This window comes from Paracoccus stylophorae (assembly GCF_028553765.1).
Lineage (GTDB): Bacteria > Pseudomonadota > Alphaproteobacteria > Rhodobacterales > Rhodobacteraceae > Paracoccus > Paracoccus stylophorae.
In genome coordinates, this window is record NZ_CP067134.1 from 2,500,773 (window position 1) to 2,517,997 (window position 17,225).

The 17,225-nt window shown below is 69.9% G+C and carries 18 protein-coding genes; 1 reads left to right on the forward strand and 17 read right to left on the reverse strand.

The genetic code is table 11. The features are described from left to right. The 10 genes from JHW45_RS12355 to JHW45_RS12400 all read right to left on the reverse strand — a co-directional run bounded on the left by JHW45_RS12355 (position 1) and on the right by JHW45_RS12400 (position 10,997). On the reverse strand, positions 1-3,966 hold the full coding sequence (locus JHW45_RS12355) for a baseplate multidomain protein megatron (protein ID WP_272857915.1): 3,966 nt from the start codon (positions 3,964-3,966) through the stop codon (positions 1-3). A 9-nt stretch (positions 3,967-3,975) separates the two neighbouring features. Continuing rightward, the gene (locus JHW45_RS12360; RefSeq protein ID WP_272857916.1) at positions 3,976-4,422 is read right to left on the reverse strand and encodes an NlpC/P60 family protein; all 447 of its coding nucleotides are present in this window, start codon (positions 4,420-4,422) and stop codon (positions 3,976-3,978) included. Next, positions 4,419-5,303: a DUF2163 domain-containing protein gene (locus tag JHW45_RS12365; protein ID WP_272857917.1), complete on the reverse strand. Its 885-nt coding sequence runs from the start codon at positions 5,301-5,303 to the stop codon at positions 4,419-4,421. Before JHW45_RS12365 ends, JHW45_RS12360 begins: the two co-directional genes overlap by 4 nt. Further along, the gene (locus JHW45_RS12370) at positions 5,300-5,926 is read right to left on the reverse strand and encodes a DUF2460 domain-containing protein (protein WP_272857918.1); all 627 of its coding nucleotides are present in this window, start codon (positions 5,924-5,926) and stop codon (positions 5,300-5,302) included. Before JHW45_RS12370 ends, JHW45_RS12365 begins: the two co-directional genes overlap by 4 nt. 157 nt (positions 5,927-6,083) lie before the next feature. Further along, on the reverse strand, positions 6,084-8,501 hold the full coding sequence (locus JHW45_RS12375; RefSeq protein WP_272857919.1) for a phage tail tape measure C-terminal domain-containing protein: 2,418 nt from the start codon (positions 8,499-8,501) through the stop codon (positions 6,084-6,086). Then, entirely contained in the window at positions 8,494-8,637 is a 144-nt protein-coding gene (locus JHW45_RS12380) for a DUF7697 family protein (protein ID WP_272857920.1), read from the reverse strand. Before JHW45_RS12380 ends, JHW45_RS12375 begins: the two co-directional genes overlap by 8 nt. An 83-nt stretch (positions 8,638-8,720) precedes the next feature. Next, positions 8,721-9,158, reverse strand: a complete 438-nt coding sequence (locus JHW45_RS12385; protein ID WP_272857921.1) for a hypothetical protein — start codon at positions 9,156-9,158, stop codon at positions 8,721-8,723. Then, positions 9,158-10,099 (reverse strand): phage tail tube protein, encoded by a 942-nt coding sequence (locus JHW45_RS12390; protein ID WP_272857922.1) that lies wholly within the window; start codon positions 10,097-10,099, stop codon positions 9,158-9,160. Before JHW45_RS12390 ends, JHW45_RS12385 begins: the two co-directional genes overlap by 1 nt. Before the next feature lie 24 nt (positions 10,100-10,123). Next, positions 10,124-10,543, reverse strand: coding sequence for an acyl-CoA transferase (locus tag JHW45_RS12395; RefSeq protein WP_119000849.1), 420 nt, complete (start codon positions 10,541-10,543; stop codon positions 10,124-10,126). 91 nt (positions 10,544-10,634) lie between these two features. Then, on the reverse strand, positions 10,635-10,997 hold the full coding sequence (locus JHW45_RS12400; protein WP_013654510.1) for an ArsR/SmtB family transcription factor: 363 nt from the start codon (positions 10,995-10,997) through the stop codon (positions 10,635-10,637). A gap of 47 nt (positions 10,998-11,044) precedes the next feature. Between JHW45_RS12400 and JHW45_RS12405 the strand changes: the two genes are divergently transcribed. Then, the gene (locus tag JHW45_RS12405; RefSeq protein ID WP_013654509.1) at positions 11,045-11,914 is read left to right on the forward strand and encodes a cation efflux transmembrane domain-containing protein; all 870 of its coding nucleotides are present in this window, start codon (positions 11,045-11,047) and stop codon (positions 11,912-11,914) included. A gap of 128 nt (positions 11,915-12,042) precedes the next feature. On the opposite strand, the gene JHW45_RS12410 is transcribed toward JHW45_RS12405, so the two are convergent. The 7 genes from JHW45_RS12410 to JHW45_RS12440 are packed head-to-tail and all read right to left on the reverse strand — an operon-like array spanning position 12,043 to position 17,223. Further along, entirely contained in the window at positions 12,043-12,672 is a 630-nt protein-coding gene (locus JHW45_RS12410; protein WP_036731875.1) for a DUF6441 family protein, read from the reverse strand. Beyond that, entirely contained in the window at positions 12,669-12,980 is a 312-nt protein-coding gene (locus JHW45_RS12415; protein WP_036731877.1) for a head-tail joining protein, read from the reverse strand. The genes JHW45_RS12410 and JHW45_RS12415 overlap by 4 nt, the downstream gene beginning before the upstream one ends. Further along, the gene (locus JHW45_RS12420) at positions 12,980-13,993 is read right to left on the reverse strand and encodes a major capsid protein (protein ID WP_272857923.1); all 1,014 of its coding nucleotides are present in this window, start codon (positions 13,991-13,993) and stop codon (positions 12,980-12,982) included. The genes JHW45_RS12415 and JHW45_RS12420 overlap by 1 nt, the downstream gene beginning before the upstream one ends. Positions 13,994-14,038: 45 nt before the next feature. Continuing rightward, positions 14,039-14,404 (reverse strand): head decoration protein, encoded by a 366-nt coding sequence (locus tag JHW45_RS12425; protein WP_272857924.1) that lies wholly within the window; start codon positions 14,402-14,404, stop codon positions 14,039-14,041. Between the two features lie 3 nt (positions 14,405-14,407). Beyond that, the gene (locus JHW45_RS12430) at positions 14,408-15,508 is read right to left on the reverse strand and encodes a head maturation protease, ClpP-related (RefSeq protein WP_272857925.1); all 1,101 of its coding nucleotides are present in this window, start codon (positions 15,506-15,508) and stop codon (positions 14,408-14,410) included. After that, positions 15,459-17,003 (reverse strand): phage portal protein, encoded by a 1,545-nt coding sequence (locus tag JHW45_RS12435; RefSeq protein WP_114077108.1) that lies wholly within the window; start codon positions 17,001-17,003, stop codon positions 15,459-15,461. The genes JHW45_RS12430 and JHW45_RS12435 overlap by 50 nt, the downstream gene beginning before the upstream one ends. Before the next feature lie 4 nt (positions 17,004-17,007). After that, the gene (locus JHW45_RS12440) at positions 17,008-17,223 is read right to left on the reverse strand and encodes a phage head-tail joining protein (RefSeq protein ID WP_114077109.1); all 216 of its coding nucleotides are present in this window, start codon (positions 17,221-17,223) and stop codon (positions 17,008-17,010) included. Positions 17,224-17,225: the final 2 nt, after the last annotated feature.

Consider the following 17,225-nt stretch of genomic DNA (forward strand, 5'->3'; position numbering starts at 1 on the left):
TCAAAGTATCAGCGTGACGGTCTTGGGCGCCCCCCGCCCCACGAGGGCGGAGAGCTGGTAGATGCGGATGTCGAGCGTGTCGCCGAGGCCGAGCGGCGCGCCCCAGTCGGCGGTCTGGGCGGCAGCGTTGTAGACCACGTTGGCCGTGGCCGTGCTCAGCACCCGCTTCACTATGGGGCCGTCGAGGATCTCGACCTCGTAGGCTTCCAGTTCCTCGACCAGCGGCACCTCCAACCCGCCCCAGCTGTCGGCCGCGAGTGCCCGGGACCGGCGGGTCCAGCGGATCGTCAGATCGCCGGGACTGCGCGCCTTGCGCCACGGCTGCTCGACGTGGGCGACCGAGAACGGCCGAAGCCCGACGCCCGTGGGCGTGAAGGTCTGCCCCACATAGGTCTCGTCGCTGACCGGGCGGCTTGCGGGGCCGATGCGCCAGTTCCACGGGATGCCGAGATCGGCCTCGGCGATAGGGAGCGCCGCGAGGCTATCGTCCAGCACCACGACCCGTGCGCCCCCAGGCGTCGGGTTGCCCATGGCGTCCTCGGTGCCGCGCTGGCCGCGCAGGAGCCGGGTCAGACGATACCGGCCGGGCGCGAGCAGCTCCGCCGCGCCCGCCTGCACGATCTCCCAGACGCCGGGCGCACTCTCGATAGCGAGCGCGTTCGCCCCGCCGAAGAGCGTCAGGTCGGTGACGCTTCCCAACGTGCCGGTCAGCAGATCGACCACCAGCGCATTACCGAGGTCGAAGCGCGAGGTGGGACCCGCGTAGAAATCCAAGACCAGTGCCCCGATCCGGGCGCGGCTGCCGAAGGTGGTGAGCAGCTCGAAGCCATCGCTCGAAGGGCTGCGGAACACCGCCATCTCGCCCGGCCATGGAACCGCGTGCGCTGCGACCATCGGTCGATGCGCGGGCTGGTCCTCGGTGAGCTGCGGCAGGTCCATCAGCACCGCATCCGGCGCACCGAAGACGACGGTGCGCGTCAGCGATGCCGCGCGCGGATCGCCGGGCGGCAGGTCGTAGGTGGCCCGGTCCTGGCGGACCGCCTCGATGCCGCGCGCCTCGGCGTCGGCGATGGAGACGAGCCGCAGATCGACCAGCCGCCCGCCATGGGCAAGCCGGATCACGTCGGCCGGATCGAGCGCGAGCCGCGAGGGCGGCAGACGGAATGCCGCCGTCTCGCGCCCGACCCATGCTTCCATCAGCGCGCGGCGGCAGCGCCGCTTGGCTTCCTCGGGCGGCACCGCCATCGGGAAGCTTTCCGAGGCGATCCGCGTCGTGTCGACGGTGATGCGCCGCGCCTCGACGAGCGCCGCGTCGTAATCCTCGTCGGCGCGGGCGACCTGCCATTTCAGCGCCTGTGGCAGTTCCGTCTCCTGGCCGCGGGTCAGTTCCAGCACGTCGCCCTCACGAGGGGCCACAAGATCGTCGGGCGCGAGGGTGGCGACCGAGGCCCGGCCGCGCATGACGAACCGGATCACGCCTTCAGTCTCGACCGCGTCGAAGCCGAAATGCCGCGACAGCGTGGTGATCGAAGCGCGCGGGCTTTCCAGCGCGGTGATGGCGTAGCCCTCGACCGCGCCCCAGAGGCCGGAGACGTCGATGCGATCCTCGGGCAGCCCGGCGCGCAGGCAGAGGTGCCGGACCAGCGCCGCCAGCGACACGGCACCGAGACGGCCCGTCAGCCAGTGGCCGAGCCGCCAGTTCGCCCCGTCCGTCCAGACGTCGGTTAGCGCCGGGAAGAACGGATAGGGCCGCGCGTCCCAGGTCCAGGCGGCGCATTCCGGCACATGCACCATCCGGCCGCCGTAGACCGAGGACAGCGGGTTGTTCGCAGCCTCGCCCCACCAGAGGTACGTCGCCTCGAGATAGGCCCGCTGGATGGCATCGTCGCGCCAGCCCCGCGAGAAATGCGGCGTGAAGCTCTCCGAGGACTTGGGGTCGAAGAAGACGTTGGGCTGGTTGGTCCCACGGTCGATGGCGGGACAGCCAAGCTCGGTAAACCAGATCGGCTTGGACTGCGGCGCCCACGCGGTCGGCGTAGCGCTCTCCACCCCGCCCGGGCGGTCGTAATGCGGGTTCGACCACCAGGCGCGCAGATCCTTGTAGCGGAACACCCACGGCTTGGCCGCCGCACCGTCGGAGATCGGGGTCCGCACCTGCGCGGAGCGGTCCGCCGCGCTGGCATAGAACCAGTCGAAGCCTTCGCCGCCCGCGATGTTCCCCTGCAGATAGGCCCGGTCGTAGATCGCGGGCCAACCCTCGGCCGCGTCGGCATGCTCGAACCCGTCGCGCCAGTCCGACAGCGGCATGTAGTTGTCGATCCCGACGAAATCGATCTCCGGATCGGCCCAGAGCGGATCGAGGTGAAATAACACGTCGCCGGTGCCGTCACCCGGCTGATGGCCAAAATACTCGCTCCAGTCGGCAGCGTAGCCGATCTTCGTGCCGGACCCGAGGATCGAGCGCACATCCGCGAGCAGATCCCGATACGCCTGCACGGCGGGATAGGTGGAAGCGCCCGAGCGGATCGTGGTCAGCCCCGGCATCTCGGTGCCGATCAGGAAGGCATCGACCCCGCCCGCCGCCGCGCAGAGATGGGCGTAGTGCAGCACCATGCGCCGCAGGCCCCAGTCGCCGGGCGTGCCGGTCCACGAAACCGACTGACCCGAGACGCTGAAGCTCGCGGGCGTGGCCGCGCCGAACAGCGCCGCAACCTGGCTTGCGGCCGTGGCGGTCTTGTCCGCGGTCCCGGCGAACCCCGCTGCAGGCGAGCAGGTGATCCGGCCGCGCCAGGGGAAGGCGGGCTGGCCGGTCTCGGAGGCGTTGTCGGAATACGGGTTCGGCAGCGTGTTGCCGGGCGGCACGTCCATCAGGATGAACGGGTAGAAGGTCACCCGCAGCCCGCGCGCCTTCATCTCCTGGATCGCCTGCACCACGGAGAAGTCGGACGGCGTGCCGCCATAGACAGGGCGGTCCTGCTCGTCGCGGCTGACGAGGAAGGCATTGGCGCGGCTGACGCCGTTCACCGACCAGCTGGCGGGCGTGGTGGATTTGGCCGACACCTCGACGCCCGGCCGGACCTTGCAGGAGCCCGCGCGCAGATCGTCGCCGAACCAGGCGACGACGAGGCTGACGCTCTCGACCGCCGGGGCCATCGCCTGCAGCCTGTCCAGCGCTTCGACCATATCCGTGGAGTCGGCCAGAGCGTTCAGGTTCTCGGGCACCGTCGCGCCGCCATCGGTCTTGCGGATCGCCTGCGTCGCATAGGTGAACTCGCCGGAGGCCGGGATCATGGTGACGGCACGGGTCAGCCCCTCGGCCGTGTCGGGATCCGCGAGCGGGCGGAACACCTCGAAGGAGAGCTGCGGCAGGCGGTTGCCATAGGTGGAGAGCGCGAGCTCCTCGAAGACCACATAGGCGGTGCCGCGATAAGCGGGCGTGCTCGCCGCGCCCATCCTGGCCGCGATGAACGGATCGGCGGTCTGCGCCTCGTCGCCAGGATACCAGCGCCAGGTGACGCCGGAGAGGTCCATCGGCTTGCCGTCGGCCCAGATGCGCCCGATGCCGGTGATCGGCCCCTCGCAGAGCGCGACGGCGAAGGAGGCGTAGTACAGATACTCGGTGGTCTTGACCTTGCCGCCCCCGCCGCCCTTGCCGCCGCCCTGCGTGGTGGTCTTCGTCTCCTCGCGGAAATCCGTCGCCCAGATGATGTTGCCGCCCAGCCGCATGCGGCCATAGAGCCGGGGGATGACCGCCCCTTCGGTGGCCGAGGTGATGCGCAGCGTGTCGAGCCGCGCGCCCTCGAGGCGCTGCGTCGGCGCCAGCGACGAGATGATCCAGCTGTCGACCACCGAGCCGATGCTGGAGCCGATGAAGCCGCCGATGGTGGCGGCGCTGACGCCGAGGATCGCGCCGCCGATGCTGCCGCCAATGGCGGCGCCAGCCGCGCCGAGAACGAGGGTGGCCATGGATCAAACTCAGCGTTGCGGGTAGAGAAAGGCGAAGGCGATGCGCCGCCGCCAAGGGCGCGTGAGCGGTTCCTCGATGACGCCGAGCCGCTCGTAGGCATGGAGGAAGCTGTCGGGCCCGGTCAGGATCCCGACATGCTTGGCGATGGCGCGGGGCTTCATGCGGAAGAGGACCAGCGCGCCGGGGCCTGCCTCGGCGGGCGACACCTCGATCATCATCCGGCGTGCGCCCTCGGCCAGAACCTCGCACGGACCGGTCTCGCCCCAGTCGCGGCTGTAGGGCGGGATCGGGAATGGCTCGGCGCCCACCACCTCGCGCCAGACCCCGCGCGCCAGCCCGAGACAGTCGCAGCCGACACCGCGCAGGCTGGCCTGGTCGTGGTACGGCGTGCCGAGCCATGAGCGGGCGATGGCGATGACGCGCGCCGGGTCGACCGCTGCGAGGGGTTGCGTCACAGCACGCCTCCCTCGTGCCCGCCGTCCTTGGTGGCATAGCGGAGAACGGCGTCCTGACCGGGGATGTGCGGGAACCCCCGGAAGTTGGCGGTGTTGGCGAACTTCGCGCCGCAGGTCTCCATCCGTTTGTCGCAGCCAGCGCGGATGGTGAAGTGGTCGCCCTCGGCGATCGCGCGCACCGGCGCCTCGAGCAGGGTCAGCACAGCGATACCATCCGTGACGTCGTGGCCCAGCACCTCGGTGCGCCGCCCCGCGTTCGCGCCGCTGGTCCATTCGACCGTGCCGAAGGTGAACCAGCCGGAGGCGAACCCACCGAGGCCCGAGGCGGTGAAGGCCCGGTCGCGCAGGAGATCGATGACAACGCCCGTGCCCTTGTAGGCGGGATCCTCCAGATCGACGCCGCAGCGCGCGTCGCCGAGCGCGGCATCGCAGGTCGCCTGGAAGGTCCGCCCGACCGTCTGGCCCAGCACATGGGCCAGCGAGCGCACCTCGGCGACGAAGGCGAGCCGCCCGCGCCGGATCTGGCCGATGGCCCCGCGCCGCATCAGCACGCGCTGGCTCGTATCGGCCCAGTTCACCCGCCAGACCTCGACCTCGGCGTTGTCCCAGCGGCCGTCGAGGATGTCGATCTCGGTGATGCGGTCCGTGGTCAGCACACCCTCGGCGTCCTGCGCATCGACGGACAGGTCCGAGCCCGAGCGCACCTCCGAGGCCGTCAGGCCGCTCTCCGGCTCGAAGTCCGTCCCATCGAAGGCGAGTGTCCGGTCGTGGTCGGTAAAGCCGAAGGTCACGCCATCGGCGCGGATGATCCGCCAGCACCAGGCAAGCGTCGTCGTGCCCTCGTCGAGATGAGCCTGCAGGGCGGGATCGAAGGTCTTCATCGGCGCAGTTCCAGCAGCGAAATGGAGGTGATCGAGCCGAGCCGCTCGAGGTCGAGCGTCACGTCGAGCACGTCGGTGTCGAAACGGACGGGCACGTCGAACTCGAAGCCCGCGGTGATCGCGACGCCGGACCCCGGCGCGACGCTGAAGGTGACGACACCGGTGGTGGTGTCGACCGACCAGCCGGAGGGCTGCTCGACGCCCGACAGCGCGATGCGCACGCTGCCCGCCACCGGCTTCGCGATGGCGCGCGTCCAGGACTGCGCGCCCGAGGCGTAGCGCTTGACGAGCTGGAAGGCGGTCGTCGCGCCGTCGCCCGTGCCGATCGCCTGGTCGGCCGGACCCGGCGTTAGCGACGGCAGGCAGGACTTGTGGTCCCCCCAATCCTTGAAGCGGAAGCCATGGAGACGCCCGTTCCTTGCTTCGAAGAAGGCGATCACGGCCGCCAGATCGTCGGCGCGGCGGATGCCATAGGCGACATCGTAGCGACGGCGGCTGTTGGCCCAGCTGGCGTTACGCTCCTCGTCGCCCGAGGCGAGCTCGACGATCTGGGTGCGCCGCTCTGGCCCGCCGCGCGCGCCGCGGCTGATGTTGTCGGGAAACCTGACCTCGTGAAACGCCATTACATGCCCCTCCGCCCGAGCGAGACCGCACGGGCGATGTCGGCGTTCGGCCGGCGGAACGTCCACTGGACGTTCCGCTCTTCGGCCTCACCCTGCGTCCGCGACTGCCGGAAGCTCTCGCCGTCACGCCCTATCTTCATGATCAGGCAAAGCATGGTCACATCCCCCTCCGCCCGAGCGAGACCGCGCGGGCGATGTCGGCCGCAACCTGCGTGCGGGACTGCCGGAAGCTCTCGGCGTCGCGCGCCATGATGGTGACGTTCACCCCGCCGCCCGCGCCGTAGCTCTGCACCTCCCGCCGCGACAGCACGCGCTCGCCCCGCTGCAGGATCGCGGGCACCTCGTCGTGTCGAAGCCCGGCCATGCCGCCGCCATGCATCCGGGGCGCAGCGGCGAAGGCCATGGCCGGGATCATCCGCGAGGGTCCGGCCGATCCGACCATCCCGCCAGCATGCAGGACGTTCGCGAAAATGCCGCTCGCCCCGGAGAACACGCCGGATAGCGCGTTTGCGATCGGCCCGAGGATGAACCGCCGCGCCGCCAACTGGGCGAGATCGGCCAGCAGAGAGGTGACGAGGTCTCGGAAATTCAGCTTGCCGGTCTTCACGAACTCGCCGACCGCGTTCTCCGCCGACTGGAAGGCACTCACGAGGCTCTGGCCGATGTCGCCACCGATGTCGCGGGCCTTGCTGGCGTAGTCGGACAGCGCTGCCGTGACCGCCTGCCACCCGGTGACGGCGGCCTTGGTCGCGGGCTCCGCTGCAGCGGCGGCGGCTCCGGCCGCCGCGCCTGCACCTGTTGCGGCGCGTCCGGCATCGCCGAGCGCCGTCTCCAGCCGCTCCGCCGCACCCGTGGCCTCGGTCAGCGCATCGGCACTCGCCTCGTCGGTGCCGCGCACGGCATCGCGGAGCGCCTGCCAGCTTTCGAGCGGCGCGCGGGCGCCTTCCGCCAAATCGCGGGCCGCGCCGCGATAGAGGTTCGCGGACTCGAGCGCCCGATTTGCCGCCTCGGTCAGACCGAGGTCGGGCGCGGTGAGCGGGTTGTCCTCGAAGGCCCGGTCGAACGCCGCCTGCGCCGCGGTGGTCGCGGCCGTTGCGGCGCCTTCGAAGCGGTTCTCGATCTCGCCGAGGTCGAGGTCCGGCACCAGCGAGATGCGCCGCTCCGACCCGAGCGCTTCGAGACCCTGGTTGATGCCGCCGATGAAGCCGTTGATGCGCGAGACCACGCCGTTCAGCATCGCCTCGACGCCGTCCACGAGACTGTTGGCCGCCTGGAACGCCAGATCGCCGATGGCGGCGGGCAGCAGACCCCAGATCGCCTTGATCGCCTCGTAGGCCCCCTCGAACGTGTTCGCCGCCGCATTCCCGAAACCGACGACGCTCTCGATGGCGCTCTGCATGCCCGACGCCGCATCGGCCTTCAGGTCGAAGAACATCGCCGTGGCGGCCGCACCCGCCGCAGCGGCGCCCATCCTGATCCGCTCCCAGACCTCGACCGCCAAGTCCTTCAGCAGCGACATCGCCTCGCCGAAGCCACCCGCGCCGGAGACGAGACGGGTGAACTGGTAGACGAGCTCGCCCGCGCCGACGATCAGCGCGCCGATACCCGTGCGGATCAGCGCGCCGCGCAGGACGACCAGCGCCGTGGCGAGGCCGCGGACCGAGAGCGCGGCGGCGGCCATGCCGGCGACCCAGCGGCCGGCGAGGAACGCCGTGAAGGTGGCGGCATAGGTGGTCAGGCGGCCGATGTTGTCGAAAAGGCCGCGGATCGCGATGCCAAGCGGGCCAGTGCGGCTGGCGACCGCCGCCATGGCATCCGCGACCGCTTCCAGCGCAGGCGCCGCAGCCACGGCCAGCTGGTTCGACAACCCGCGCCAGATCAGCCCGAGCCTTGAGATGGCATCGTTCGTCCGCTCGATCTGGTCGGCGTCCTGCTCGGAGACGACGACCCCGAAGGCGAGGACGTCCTCCGTCGCCTGGCGCAGCGTCGCCGTGTCGATCCGGCTCATGGCGATGGAGCCTTCCTCGCCGAAGAGCTGCCCCGCGACCGCCGCGCGCTCGGCGGCGGGCACGAAGCTCTCGATGGCGGCGTTGATCGCGCCGACGCGCTGGTCCAGCGGCAGGGCGAACAGGTCTGACGCAGAAAGCCCGAGGCGATCCAGCGCATCGGCGGCAGGGCCGGTCCCGGCGGCCGCCTGGCTGAGGCGACGCGTCAGATCCTTCGTGGCCTGCTCGATGCCGGACATCGACACGCCCGCCAGTTCGCCCGCGCGCTCCAGCGTCTGGATCGAGGCGACGGTGGTGCCCAGCGACTGCGCCAGCTTGGCCTGCGCATCGACCGTCTGGAGGCCGGAGCGGATCATCGCCACGCCAGCGGCGGTTGCGGCGGCCACGGCAGCTGCGGCCGCCACCCGGACCCGGCGCGAGAAAGCCGCGAGCCGGGCGTTCGCCGCCTCCATCTCGCGGCTGAGCCGTCCGAAGCCTCGCGACCCGGCCTCGCCGACACCCTCGAGCTCGGCGCGTACCTGCCGCCCGCCCACGGCCGCGAGGCGGACGCTGACCCTCTTCTCAGCCATGGGAGTGATCCATCTGTTCGTTGAGCTTGGCGACCATCACCGCTTCGATGACGGGCAGCAGTTCGGCCATGACGACGGGCGGCACGCTTAGGGCTTCACCGAGCGCCAGCGCCGCCGACATATCCCAGCCGATCACGGCGCCGGGAAGCACGCGCAGCTGGCCACCGAGACGGCCGACCAGGTCCCAGACCTGCCAACCCTCCGGCGTTTCCGGACGGTTCAGTCGCGCCGGGCAGTCCGGGCAGGCTTGCGCGCAGGCTTCGCAGTAGCGCTCGCCCCCGCCGAAGGACCATTCGGCGAGAGCGCGGAGCCGTTTTTTTCCTGTTCCAGCAGCAGGCCCTTGGAGACGTAGGTCAGCTGGAAGGCCTCGAAGATCGGCCAGATATCGAGCAGTGCGTCGATGGCCTCCGAGCTCGGATCGATGGGATTGTCCTCCGCATCGCCGATGCCCTCCCAGGCGAGCACCGCCCGCCGCGCCAGCGCCTTGGCGAAGGCGACGGCGCGTTCCTCGTCCGAGGCCTCCTCGGGCACCGCTTCGACGGCCGGATCGCTGCGTGTCGCCACCATCAGTGCGGTGGTCAGCGGGCGCAGCTGCACCCGGACGCCGGGCGCGAGGTCATGCCAGCGGGGCGCGTTCGTCAGGTCGAGCGTCAGCATCAATACGTCTCCACGTCGTTCACGAGGGTTGCAGTGCACATCCGGCCGACGACGCCGTCGCGGGCGGCCTGCCAGTCGAAGGTCGCCTGCACGCCCTGCGGTCCGGAAATCTCGATGCGCGGGCGCGGCAGGTAGACGGCGTGCACGGTGAAGGTGAAGCTCTCGCTCGAGGGCAGGACGTAGGAGAATTCCATCTCGCAGGCCTCGCCGTTGATGGCCTGCGTCACCAGCGTCTGGTCGGCAAAGCGGACCTCGATCCGGCCGGTGAGCGCCGCGATGGAGGGGTCCGCGCCGTCGATGCGCCCGTCCGAGCGGATCGTCTCGATCCGATCGAGGTTGTTGGCATAGGTGATTTCGGCCGAGACCACGTTGCCGAGGGCCGAGCCGTTGCGGGTGATCGACCCGTTGAAATGGCCGAACCGCTTCAGCTCCAGCGCGGTGGGCGTTCCGGCGCTGGTCGTCGTGCCGACCGTCTCCCCCTGCGCCACCAGCCGCGCCGTGGCGGTCAGGAGCCCCGAGCGCTGCATCTGCCAGGTGATCTGGTCGAGCACGCAACCCGAATACATCGCGTATCGCGGCACCTCGGGCATGCCGGTCTCGATCGACATCGAGGGCAGCGTCCAGGACCCCGACTGGAACTCGTGGCTGTATGGTGCTTCCGCACCCGTGGTCGTCGGTGCGCCGAAGGCCGCCTTCAGCCAGAAGCCGAACGCCTCGGCGTCGAGCGGCACGACGACATCGCCGTCGGCCGTCACCGCGTCCTTGATCGGCGCCAACGGATCGCGACCGTAGCCCAGCAGTTCCGAGTTCAGCAGCGGTTGCTCTGCGCCGAGCGAGGTGCTGGCGAAGGGCATGCGGGTGAAGCCGCCCACGGGCGGCGTTCCATAGGTCGTCTCGAACGCAAGCGCCATCAGCGCCCGCGCCCCCTGGGCTCGTGCCATGGTGGTCTCCTCGGGTTGTCGGGGTCAGGCCAACTGGTCGGCCGTGGAATAGTGCAGCACCACCGGGATCACGGCGGCCTTCAGGCTGGCCGCGCCCTCGACCGGCAGGTCTACGGGGCGCGGGGCTTCCGCCTCGACCCAGTCGCAGAGCCCGCCAAGCGTGCGGTCGGCGGCGAGCGCCGCGCCAATGCTGGCGGTCAGCCTGTCGAAGTCGGCGTCCCGATCGGCGCCCTGCACGACCGCTTCGATCTCGGCGCGGTGCTGGTAGTGGTAGCGCAGAGGCGAGAGCGTCACCTCCGGCTCGCCCGGTTCGCCGTCCCGCAGGATCAGGAGCCCGGCGGCGGGCACGCGCTCGGACAGAACCTCGCCGCGCAGGGTTGTGGCAGGCACCGTCAAAAGACGTGCGTGCAGCGCCGCCAGCGTGGCCTCGCGTGTACTGGGCATGATGTCACCGAAGAAAATCCGAATGGCACAGCACCGGGCGTCGTCGCCCGGTCTTGATCGTAGGCCAACGACGGCGGACGTCCGCCGTCGATCAGACCGTGCCCGTTCCTTTGAAATTCTCGCACGAGTCAACGCCCCGAGCGGTCCCGGCCAGGAGGTCGTCGGCCAGCCTCATCAGTTCGTCCAAGCGCGGATCGCTCAACCGATACCGGACGAACCGACCGTCCGGTTCTCCGACAACCAGCCCGCATTCGCTCAGGCACCGCAGGTGGTTTGAGGCGTTCGACTGCGACAGGCCGGTGGCGCCAACGATCTCCCCAACCGAAAGCGGGCCGTCACGCAGAGCGGCCAAAATCGACATGCGCGAGAAGTCAGCCAAGCCGCGGAAAAGCTTCGCCCGCAACTCGACGACTTGAGCATCAGCCTGCTGAAGGATTCCGGTCTCGCTCGACATATCAGTCTGCAATGATATATAGCCTCGTCTGTCCACGGAAGATCGTAATGAGCGAAACGGCCACAATGAGCAACGCTGAGCACGCGCGCTACAGAGTCACCGGCATGGACTGCCCGTCATGCGCCGCGAAGATCGAGAAGGCGGTGCGGTCGGCCGGGGTCGAGGACGTGAAGGTCTCGACTGCCACGCAGATCATGACGGTGCATGTATCCGACCTGAGTTTGCAGCTGCCCGAAGTGGAGCGTGCGGTGTCGGGCATCGGCTACCGACTGGATCGGCTGGGCGGACCCGAAGCTGATCACGAGGGAGACATCGACGATCTTCCGAAGGACTTGAGCCATATCACCCCGGCCTACCGGCGTGCGCTGTGGATCGTGATCGTGCTGAACGTGGGCTACGGCCTCATCGAGATGGTTGGCGGCTTCATTTCCGGATCGCAGGCCCTGAAAGCCGATGCGCTCGATTTCCTCGGCGATGGCCTGATCACCTTCCTTGGGGTTCTGGCGATCGGCTGGAGCCTGGTCTGGCGAGCCCGTTCCGCTCTGATCCAAGGCTTGTTTCTCGGGGCGCTCGGTCTCGGGGTCCTCGCCAACACGGCCTACCGCGTACTGGTTCAGCAGCAGCCTGAAGCTGAACTGATGGGCCTGTTCGCCGTGATCGCGCTCGTGGTCAACGTGGTTGCCGTTCTGCCGTTGCTGCCCCACCGGGCCGGAGATGCCAACGTTCGGGCCGTCTGGCTGTTCTCGCGCAACGACGCCATCGGCAATGCAGCGGTCGTCGTGGCAGCGGGTCTGGTCGCCTGGACTAACACGGCATGGCCCGACCTCGTTGTAGCGGCAGTGATCGCCGGGCTGTTTCTGCAATCCTCGTGGTCGATCATCCGCGACGCGCGGGCCGATTTGCGGGTGGCCACGTGAGGCCACGCCGGTCACCGGGCTTCGGGCGCCGGATCGTGCAGGCGGCATCAGGACCAGAATACGATCTCTCGGCCGCCGAGATAGACGGGGCCTGTCAGGGCTCCAGATCCTTTTTCCGGCGCGTCCGACTATAGTTTCGCCTCCACCCAATTCGCCACGATCAGTCCCGGTACCGCGTCGTGCGCCCGCTCGGCATCCCTCGCCAGATCAAGCCGCTTCGGCAACTTGACCTGCGGTACCAGCAGGAAGATCGGCGCGGTGACCTTTCCGCGCCCGGTCTTCGAGCGCGACACCACCGCTTGGCCCTTCGTGTTCAACCGGCCCTCCGCCACCAGCAGGCTCGGTCCGGTGCGACGATAGACGAAGCGCAGGCGCAGGCCACGGCGGCGCTCCCATTCGCCGGGCGTGATCCGGCCGCCGCGTAGGGACTTGCCTGCGGCAGGCAGCGGGATCGCCAGCCAGAACCCGTTCTTCGAGCGGATCAGCGGACCGGTGTCATGGGCACCGACGATCACCGGCGCCTTGGACCAGACCAGCGCCGCGGCGTCGAGGCTCTCGCCCGACCTCGGGAAGGTCTGGCTCCGGATCGAGTTGGCGAGCCGGGTGCCAAGGCCCGCGCCGGTGATCTGCAACCGCCACGCGGTCTTCAGCCCGGTCCCGGCCTCGCGCATGGCGGCCGTGACAGCGCGCTCCCCGGCCGTGATCTCCGCCTGCATCATCGCGACGATGTCGGGATCGATGTCGAGATTCAGCTTCATGCAGGTATCAGATACACAGTCCAGGCTAGCCGCTCGCGGTCGCGGACGGGCTCGCCCTGGACCAGGAAGGCGTCGCCGTCGATCTCGAGCCTGTCGCCCGGGCGCGGGTTCGCCACCTCTGCGACCAGCAGATCGATGCGGGTCGTCTCGGACCAGAGCCGGGCATCGCCGAACTCGGTGACGGCGTCAGCACGCCGGGCGACGACGCGCACCAGTACGGGCGCGCCGCCGTCAGCGATGTAGACGGCATCCCTTCCGATGTTCGGATCGGCGAAGAGGGCACTGAGGGCGACCGCGAAGGCGGACATCAGGTCCGCCGCGCGCTGCGCAGCACCTGCGGGCGGGTGCAGATCGGCAGCGGATTGCTCTCGATCTCCAGCCGCACCCACTCGTCGCGATCACGATCGGGGATGGTACGTGCGTAGAGCGGCTGGCCGAGGGTGTTGACCGTCTCGAAGGTGTCGGCGGGCGCGTAATAGATCTCGAACAGCCCCTCGATGCCTTCCGGATAGAAGTACGCCTTGTCGGTCGGCACGCCGAAGCCGACGCCGCCCCTGTAGCGGCGGAAGGTGATGCCGCCGAAGCTGACCTCGTCGGCGACCCGGCCCCGCAGGTCGGCCGCCGCGGCGGTGTTGAGATAGGTCTCGCGCACCTCCTTGTGGGCCACGAGATCGGCGAAGAAGGCCGAGCCGCATTCGGCCCGGACCTGCACCGCACCGGCGGAGAGCCCGCCCATCGACTCTTCCACGCTCTCGATCAGCGCCTGGCAGCGCTTGCGCAGCGCCCCCGAGGCCGGGCTTGCGTTGTCGAGGTCAAAGTCGATCTCGGCCGCCGGAGAGATGCCGAACTCGGTGAAGTAGTTCACCACCGTCGCGTGGTCCTTCGGGTCCTTCACCAGCCCCTGGATGCCGTTCAGGAGGTGATACTCGAAGGTCGTCTCCGCGTCCTGGCGGAGCTTGCGCAGCCTGTACGCCACCTCGGTCTGGACCTGCTGGGTGGCGCTCTCCGAGCCGAAGTCGCGGACGGACTGGATCTCGGAAGCCCAGAGCACATCCTGCTTCTTGAACTGGCGGCAGACGAAAGCGCGCATCTCGCGCCGCTCGGGTACCTGCTGTTCATACGCCGAGCCGCGTTCGGAGAACGGGATCAGCGAGAGGGTGCCGTCGCGGCTCTCGATCACGACGGTGCGGGACCGCACCCCACGCGGCGAGAACAGGCCAGCGCCCGACAGGATCGCGGGCCGGAAGGGGATGTTTTCCAGCGCGCGGGTGAGTTCGATGATGGTGAAGGCATCGCCTTCGAAGATGTCCATGGTGGCCATGGGAATGCCTCCGGTGCATGGATTTTGTGGGACCGCTGGCGGAGATCAGCGGACGAGGATGCCCGCGGCGAGGAGCGCCACATGGGCGGCCGCGATCTCGGCTGCGCTGAGGGTGCCCGCGAAGACGAGGTCATGGCGGTTGACGATCGCGGGGCCGCGGACCACGGCGACGGCAGGCGCATCGCCCGCGCTCGCATCCGCCTTGCCCCAGAGCACCGCGACGGCGGTCTCGGTGCCGTCGACGGCCGCGGGATCGTGGGCGGCGTATTTGCCGGAGGCGGTGATCCTGCCCAGCACGGTGCCGGGATCGAGCGTGCCGGTTGCAATGGTGATGGTCTCGCGGGTGTAGTCGCGGAACGCCTCCCAGACGAGGAAGCCGCCCGCGTGCGGGGTTTCGGTGAGCGTGGTCATGAGTCATCCTTTCAGCCTGAAGGTGCGGGCGACGATCTCGCTCCAGGGGCGGGTGCCCGATGGGCGGCCCGGTTGCGCGTGATGGCCGGCGATCTCGGGCTCAGCCTCGGCTTTCGCGGCCAGGAGCGCCGCGCGGACGTGGTCGAGGCCGGCGTCCTCATCGAGGAAGCGGCCGGCCATCCGCGGCTGTCCGGCAAGGCGGCAGAGGTCGACGACGGCGCGGGCGTGCGAGATGGCCTCGGCGCGGATCGCCGCGGGATCGGGCGGTGCGCCGCCGGGTGGTGGCGTCCCGACCGGCGGCTGCTCGGCGTCGGTGTCGCCGATTTCTTCTTCCCCGGCGCCAGAGGCCTCATCGCTCTCCGCGGCAGCGCCGGTGGTCTCGGCGGCATCGGTGCCGGTGCCGGCGCCGTCGTTGTCGTCACCATCGTTGTCGTCGCCGCTGTCGGTTGCAGCCGCGACCGCTTCGGCCAGCGCCGGCGGCGCGTTGCGGAAGCGCGCGACATCGAAGCGCGCAGCGATCCGCACCGGTTCGGCAAGCCGGTCGGCAAAGCCGAGCGCCAGCGCCTCGCGCGCATCCAGCCAGGTCTCGGCGGCCATCAGCGTCGCGATCTCGTCGATCGACTGGCCGGATTTGGCGGCATAGCCGGCAGCAAGGCTGCCACCCACCTTGTCCAGCGCCTCGGCCATGGCCCGCATGTCGGCGGCGGTGCCCATCACGAGCCCCGCGGGATCGTGGATCATCAGGAAGGCGTTTTCCGGCATGACGATCTCGTCGCCCGCCATGGCGACATAGGAGGCCGCCGAGGCGGCGACGCCGTCGATCCAGACGGTGACCGTGCCCGCATGCCGCTTCAGCGCGTTGTGGATCGCCACGGCGTCGAAGACCGAGCCGCCGGGGCTGTTGAGCCGCAGATCGATGGGCGTGCCCTCGGGCAGCGCGCCGAGTTCCGCAAGGAACCCCTTGGCCGAGACCCCGCAGGCCCCGATCTCGTCATAGATCGCCACTTCCGCGCCGGTGGCCCGGGCGCGGATCGCATACCAGCTTGCCATGCTCTCACTCCTGTTCGGTGGCGGACTCGGTCGCAGCGGCGTCGCCGTGCTCATGCTCGCGAGCCCCATCACCGGGATCCGGCTGCGTCGCGGGCGTCGCCCGTGCCCCCTGCGTCTCGCCGGAGCCGGTGCGGTAGCTGAGACCGAGCGCCGCGGCGCGTGCCGCATCGGCCGCGTTCTCGCGGTCCACTTCCTCGATGTCGTAGCCGGTGGCCTCGACCACCTTGCGGCGCGAGGTGATGCCCGCCCCCATCGCCAGCACCTGTGCCTGGATGTCCTTCAGCGGATCGACCCAGTCCCAGCGCGGCGGGATCCACTGCACCGGCCGCGCCGCCGCGGGATCGTCGAGACCGAGCGCGCCGGAGAGCGCGGCCGCCTCCAGCCATCGCCGCCAGACCGCCCGGCAGAGCTGGTGCACGATCACGCCATGCTGCAGCTGGCCGATGCGGCGCCGGAACTCGACCAGCTCCGCCCTGAGGCTCGAATAGTTCGCCTGCCGGACATCCCCGGTGACCAGGTGATACGGCAGCCCCAGCGAGGCGGAGACCGCGAGCAGCGTCCGGTACTGGAACGCCTCGTAGCCGCCGCCCACGTCGGCGGGCGCGGAGAACTTCACGTCCTCGCCTGGCAGCAGCACCTGCATCGTCCCGGGCTCGAGGCTGGCGATGGCCGCGCCATTGAGGTCCGCTTCGACCTCGCCCAGCATCGGCTCTTCCGGGGCGGTCTTGGTGATGAAGCCCGCGAACATCGCCGCGGTCTTCTTCCGGTCCAGCTCGGCGTCGTCATACTGGTCGAGCAGGAACAGCCGCACCATCGCCGGTGCGACATGCGGCAGCCCCCGGATCTGGCCGGCGTCGATGGGCCGATAGATGTGCAGCACATCCGCGGCGGGTACGCGCACCGTCTCCGGGATCACGTCGCCGATGACCCGGCCGCCCTGATCGGTGCTGTCGCCCGGGTGACGGCGGCGGAAGTGATAGGCCACGCGGCGGCCGATGCTGTCGAACTCGATCCCGCAGCGGATACGGCTGCCCGATGGCAGCACCTCCGTCTTCTCGAAGGGCAGCATCTCCGACTGCAGCAGCTGCAGTTGCAGCGGGACCATGAGCCCGTCCTCGGCCCGGCGCGGGCGCAGGCGGACGAAGCATTCGCCCGCCACGAACATCTCGCGCGCCACCATGGCCTGCAGGCCGTAGAAGTCGGTCAGCCCGTCGGCATCGGCCTCGTCGGTCCAGGCGAGCCAGAGCCGCTGAACGTAGTCGCGAACCGCCGCATCCTCGATCAGCGAGGATGGCTTGATGCCGTCTCCGACGAGGTTTGACGCAAACGCCTCGCAGGCATTCGCCGCGTAACCGTTGGTGACCACCAGTTCGCGCGAACGCGCCAGCAGCCGCGGGCCGCCGGAGGCGACCAGCGCGTTGATGTTCTCGAGCGGCGGGTTCCAGCCGCGCAGGCGGCGCTTCGCCATGGCGCCCTCGAGGCGGGCGCGCACCGCCGCTGGTCCAGCGCTGCCCGGCGATGGGCGGCGAAAGCGGTCGAAGAGGCCCATGGAGTCAGAGCCCCTTCACCGTCGTCACGCGCACCTGCCGCACGATGCGGCGCCCCTCGGCCGCCGCGATCTCGCGGTCCAGCGCCTCGATGGCCCGGTCGATCTCGGCGACGCTGCGATAGTCCACCGTCTTGCCGTCGTAGCTGACCCGCGCCACGCCCGAGGCGCGCTGCACGGCCAGTGCCTCGCGGCGGGCACGGAGTTCTGCGGCCGTGGCCATGG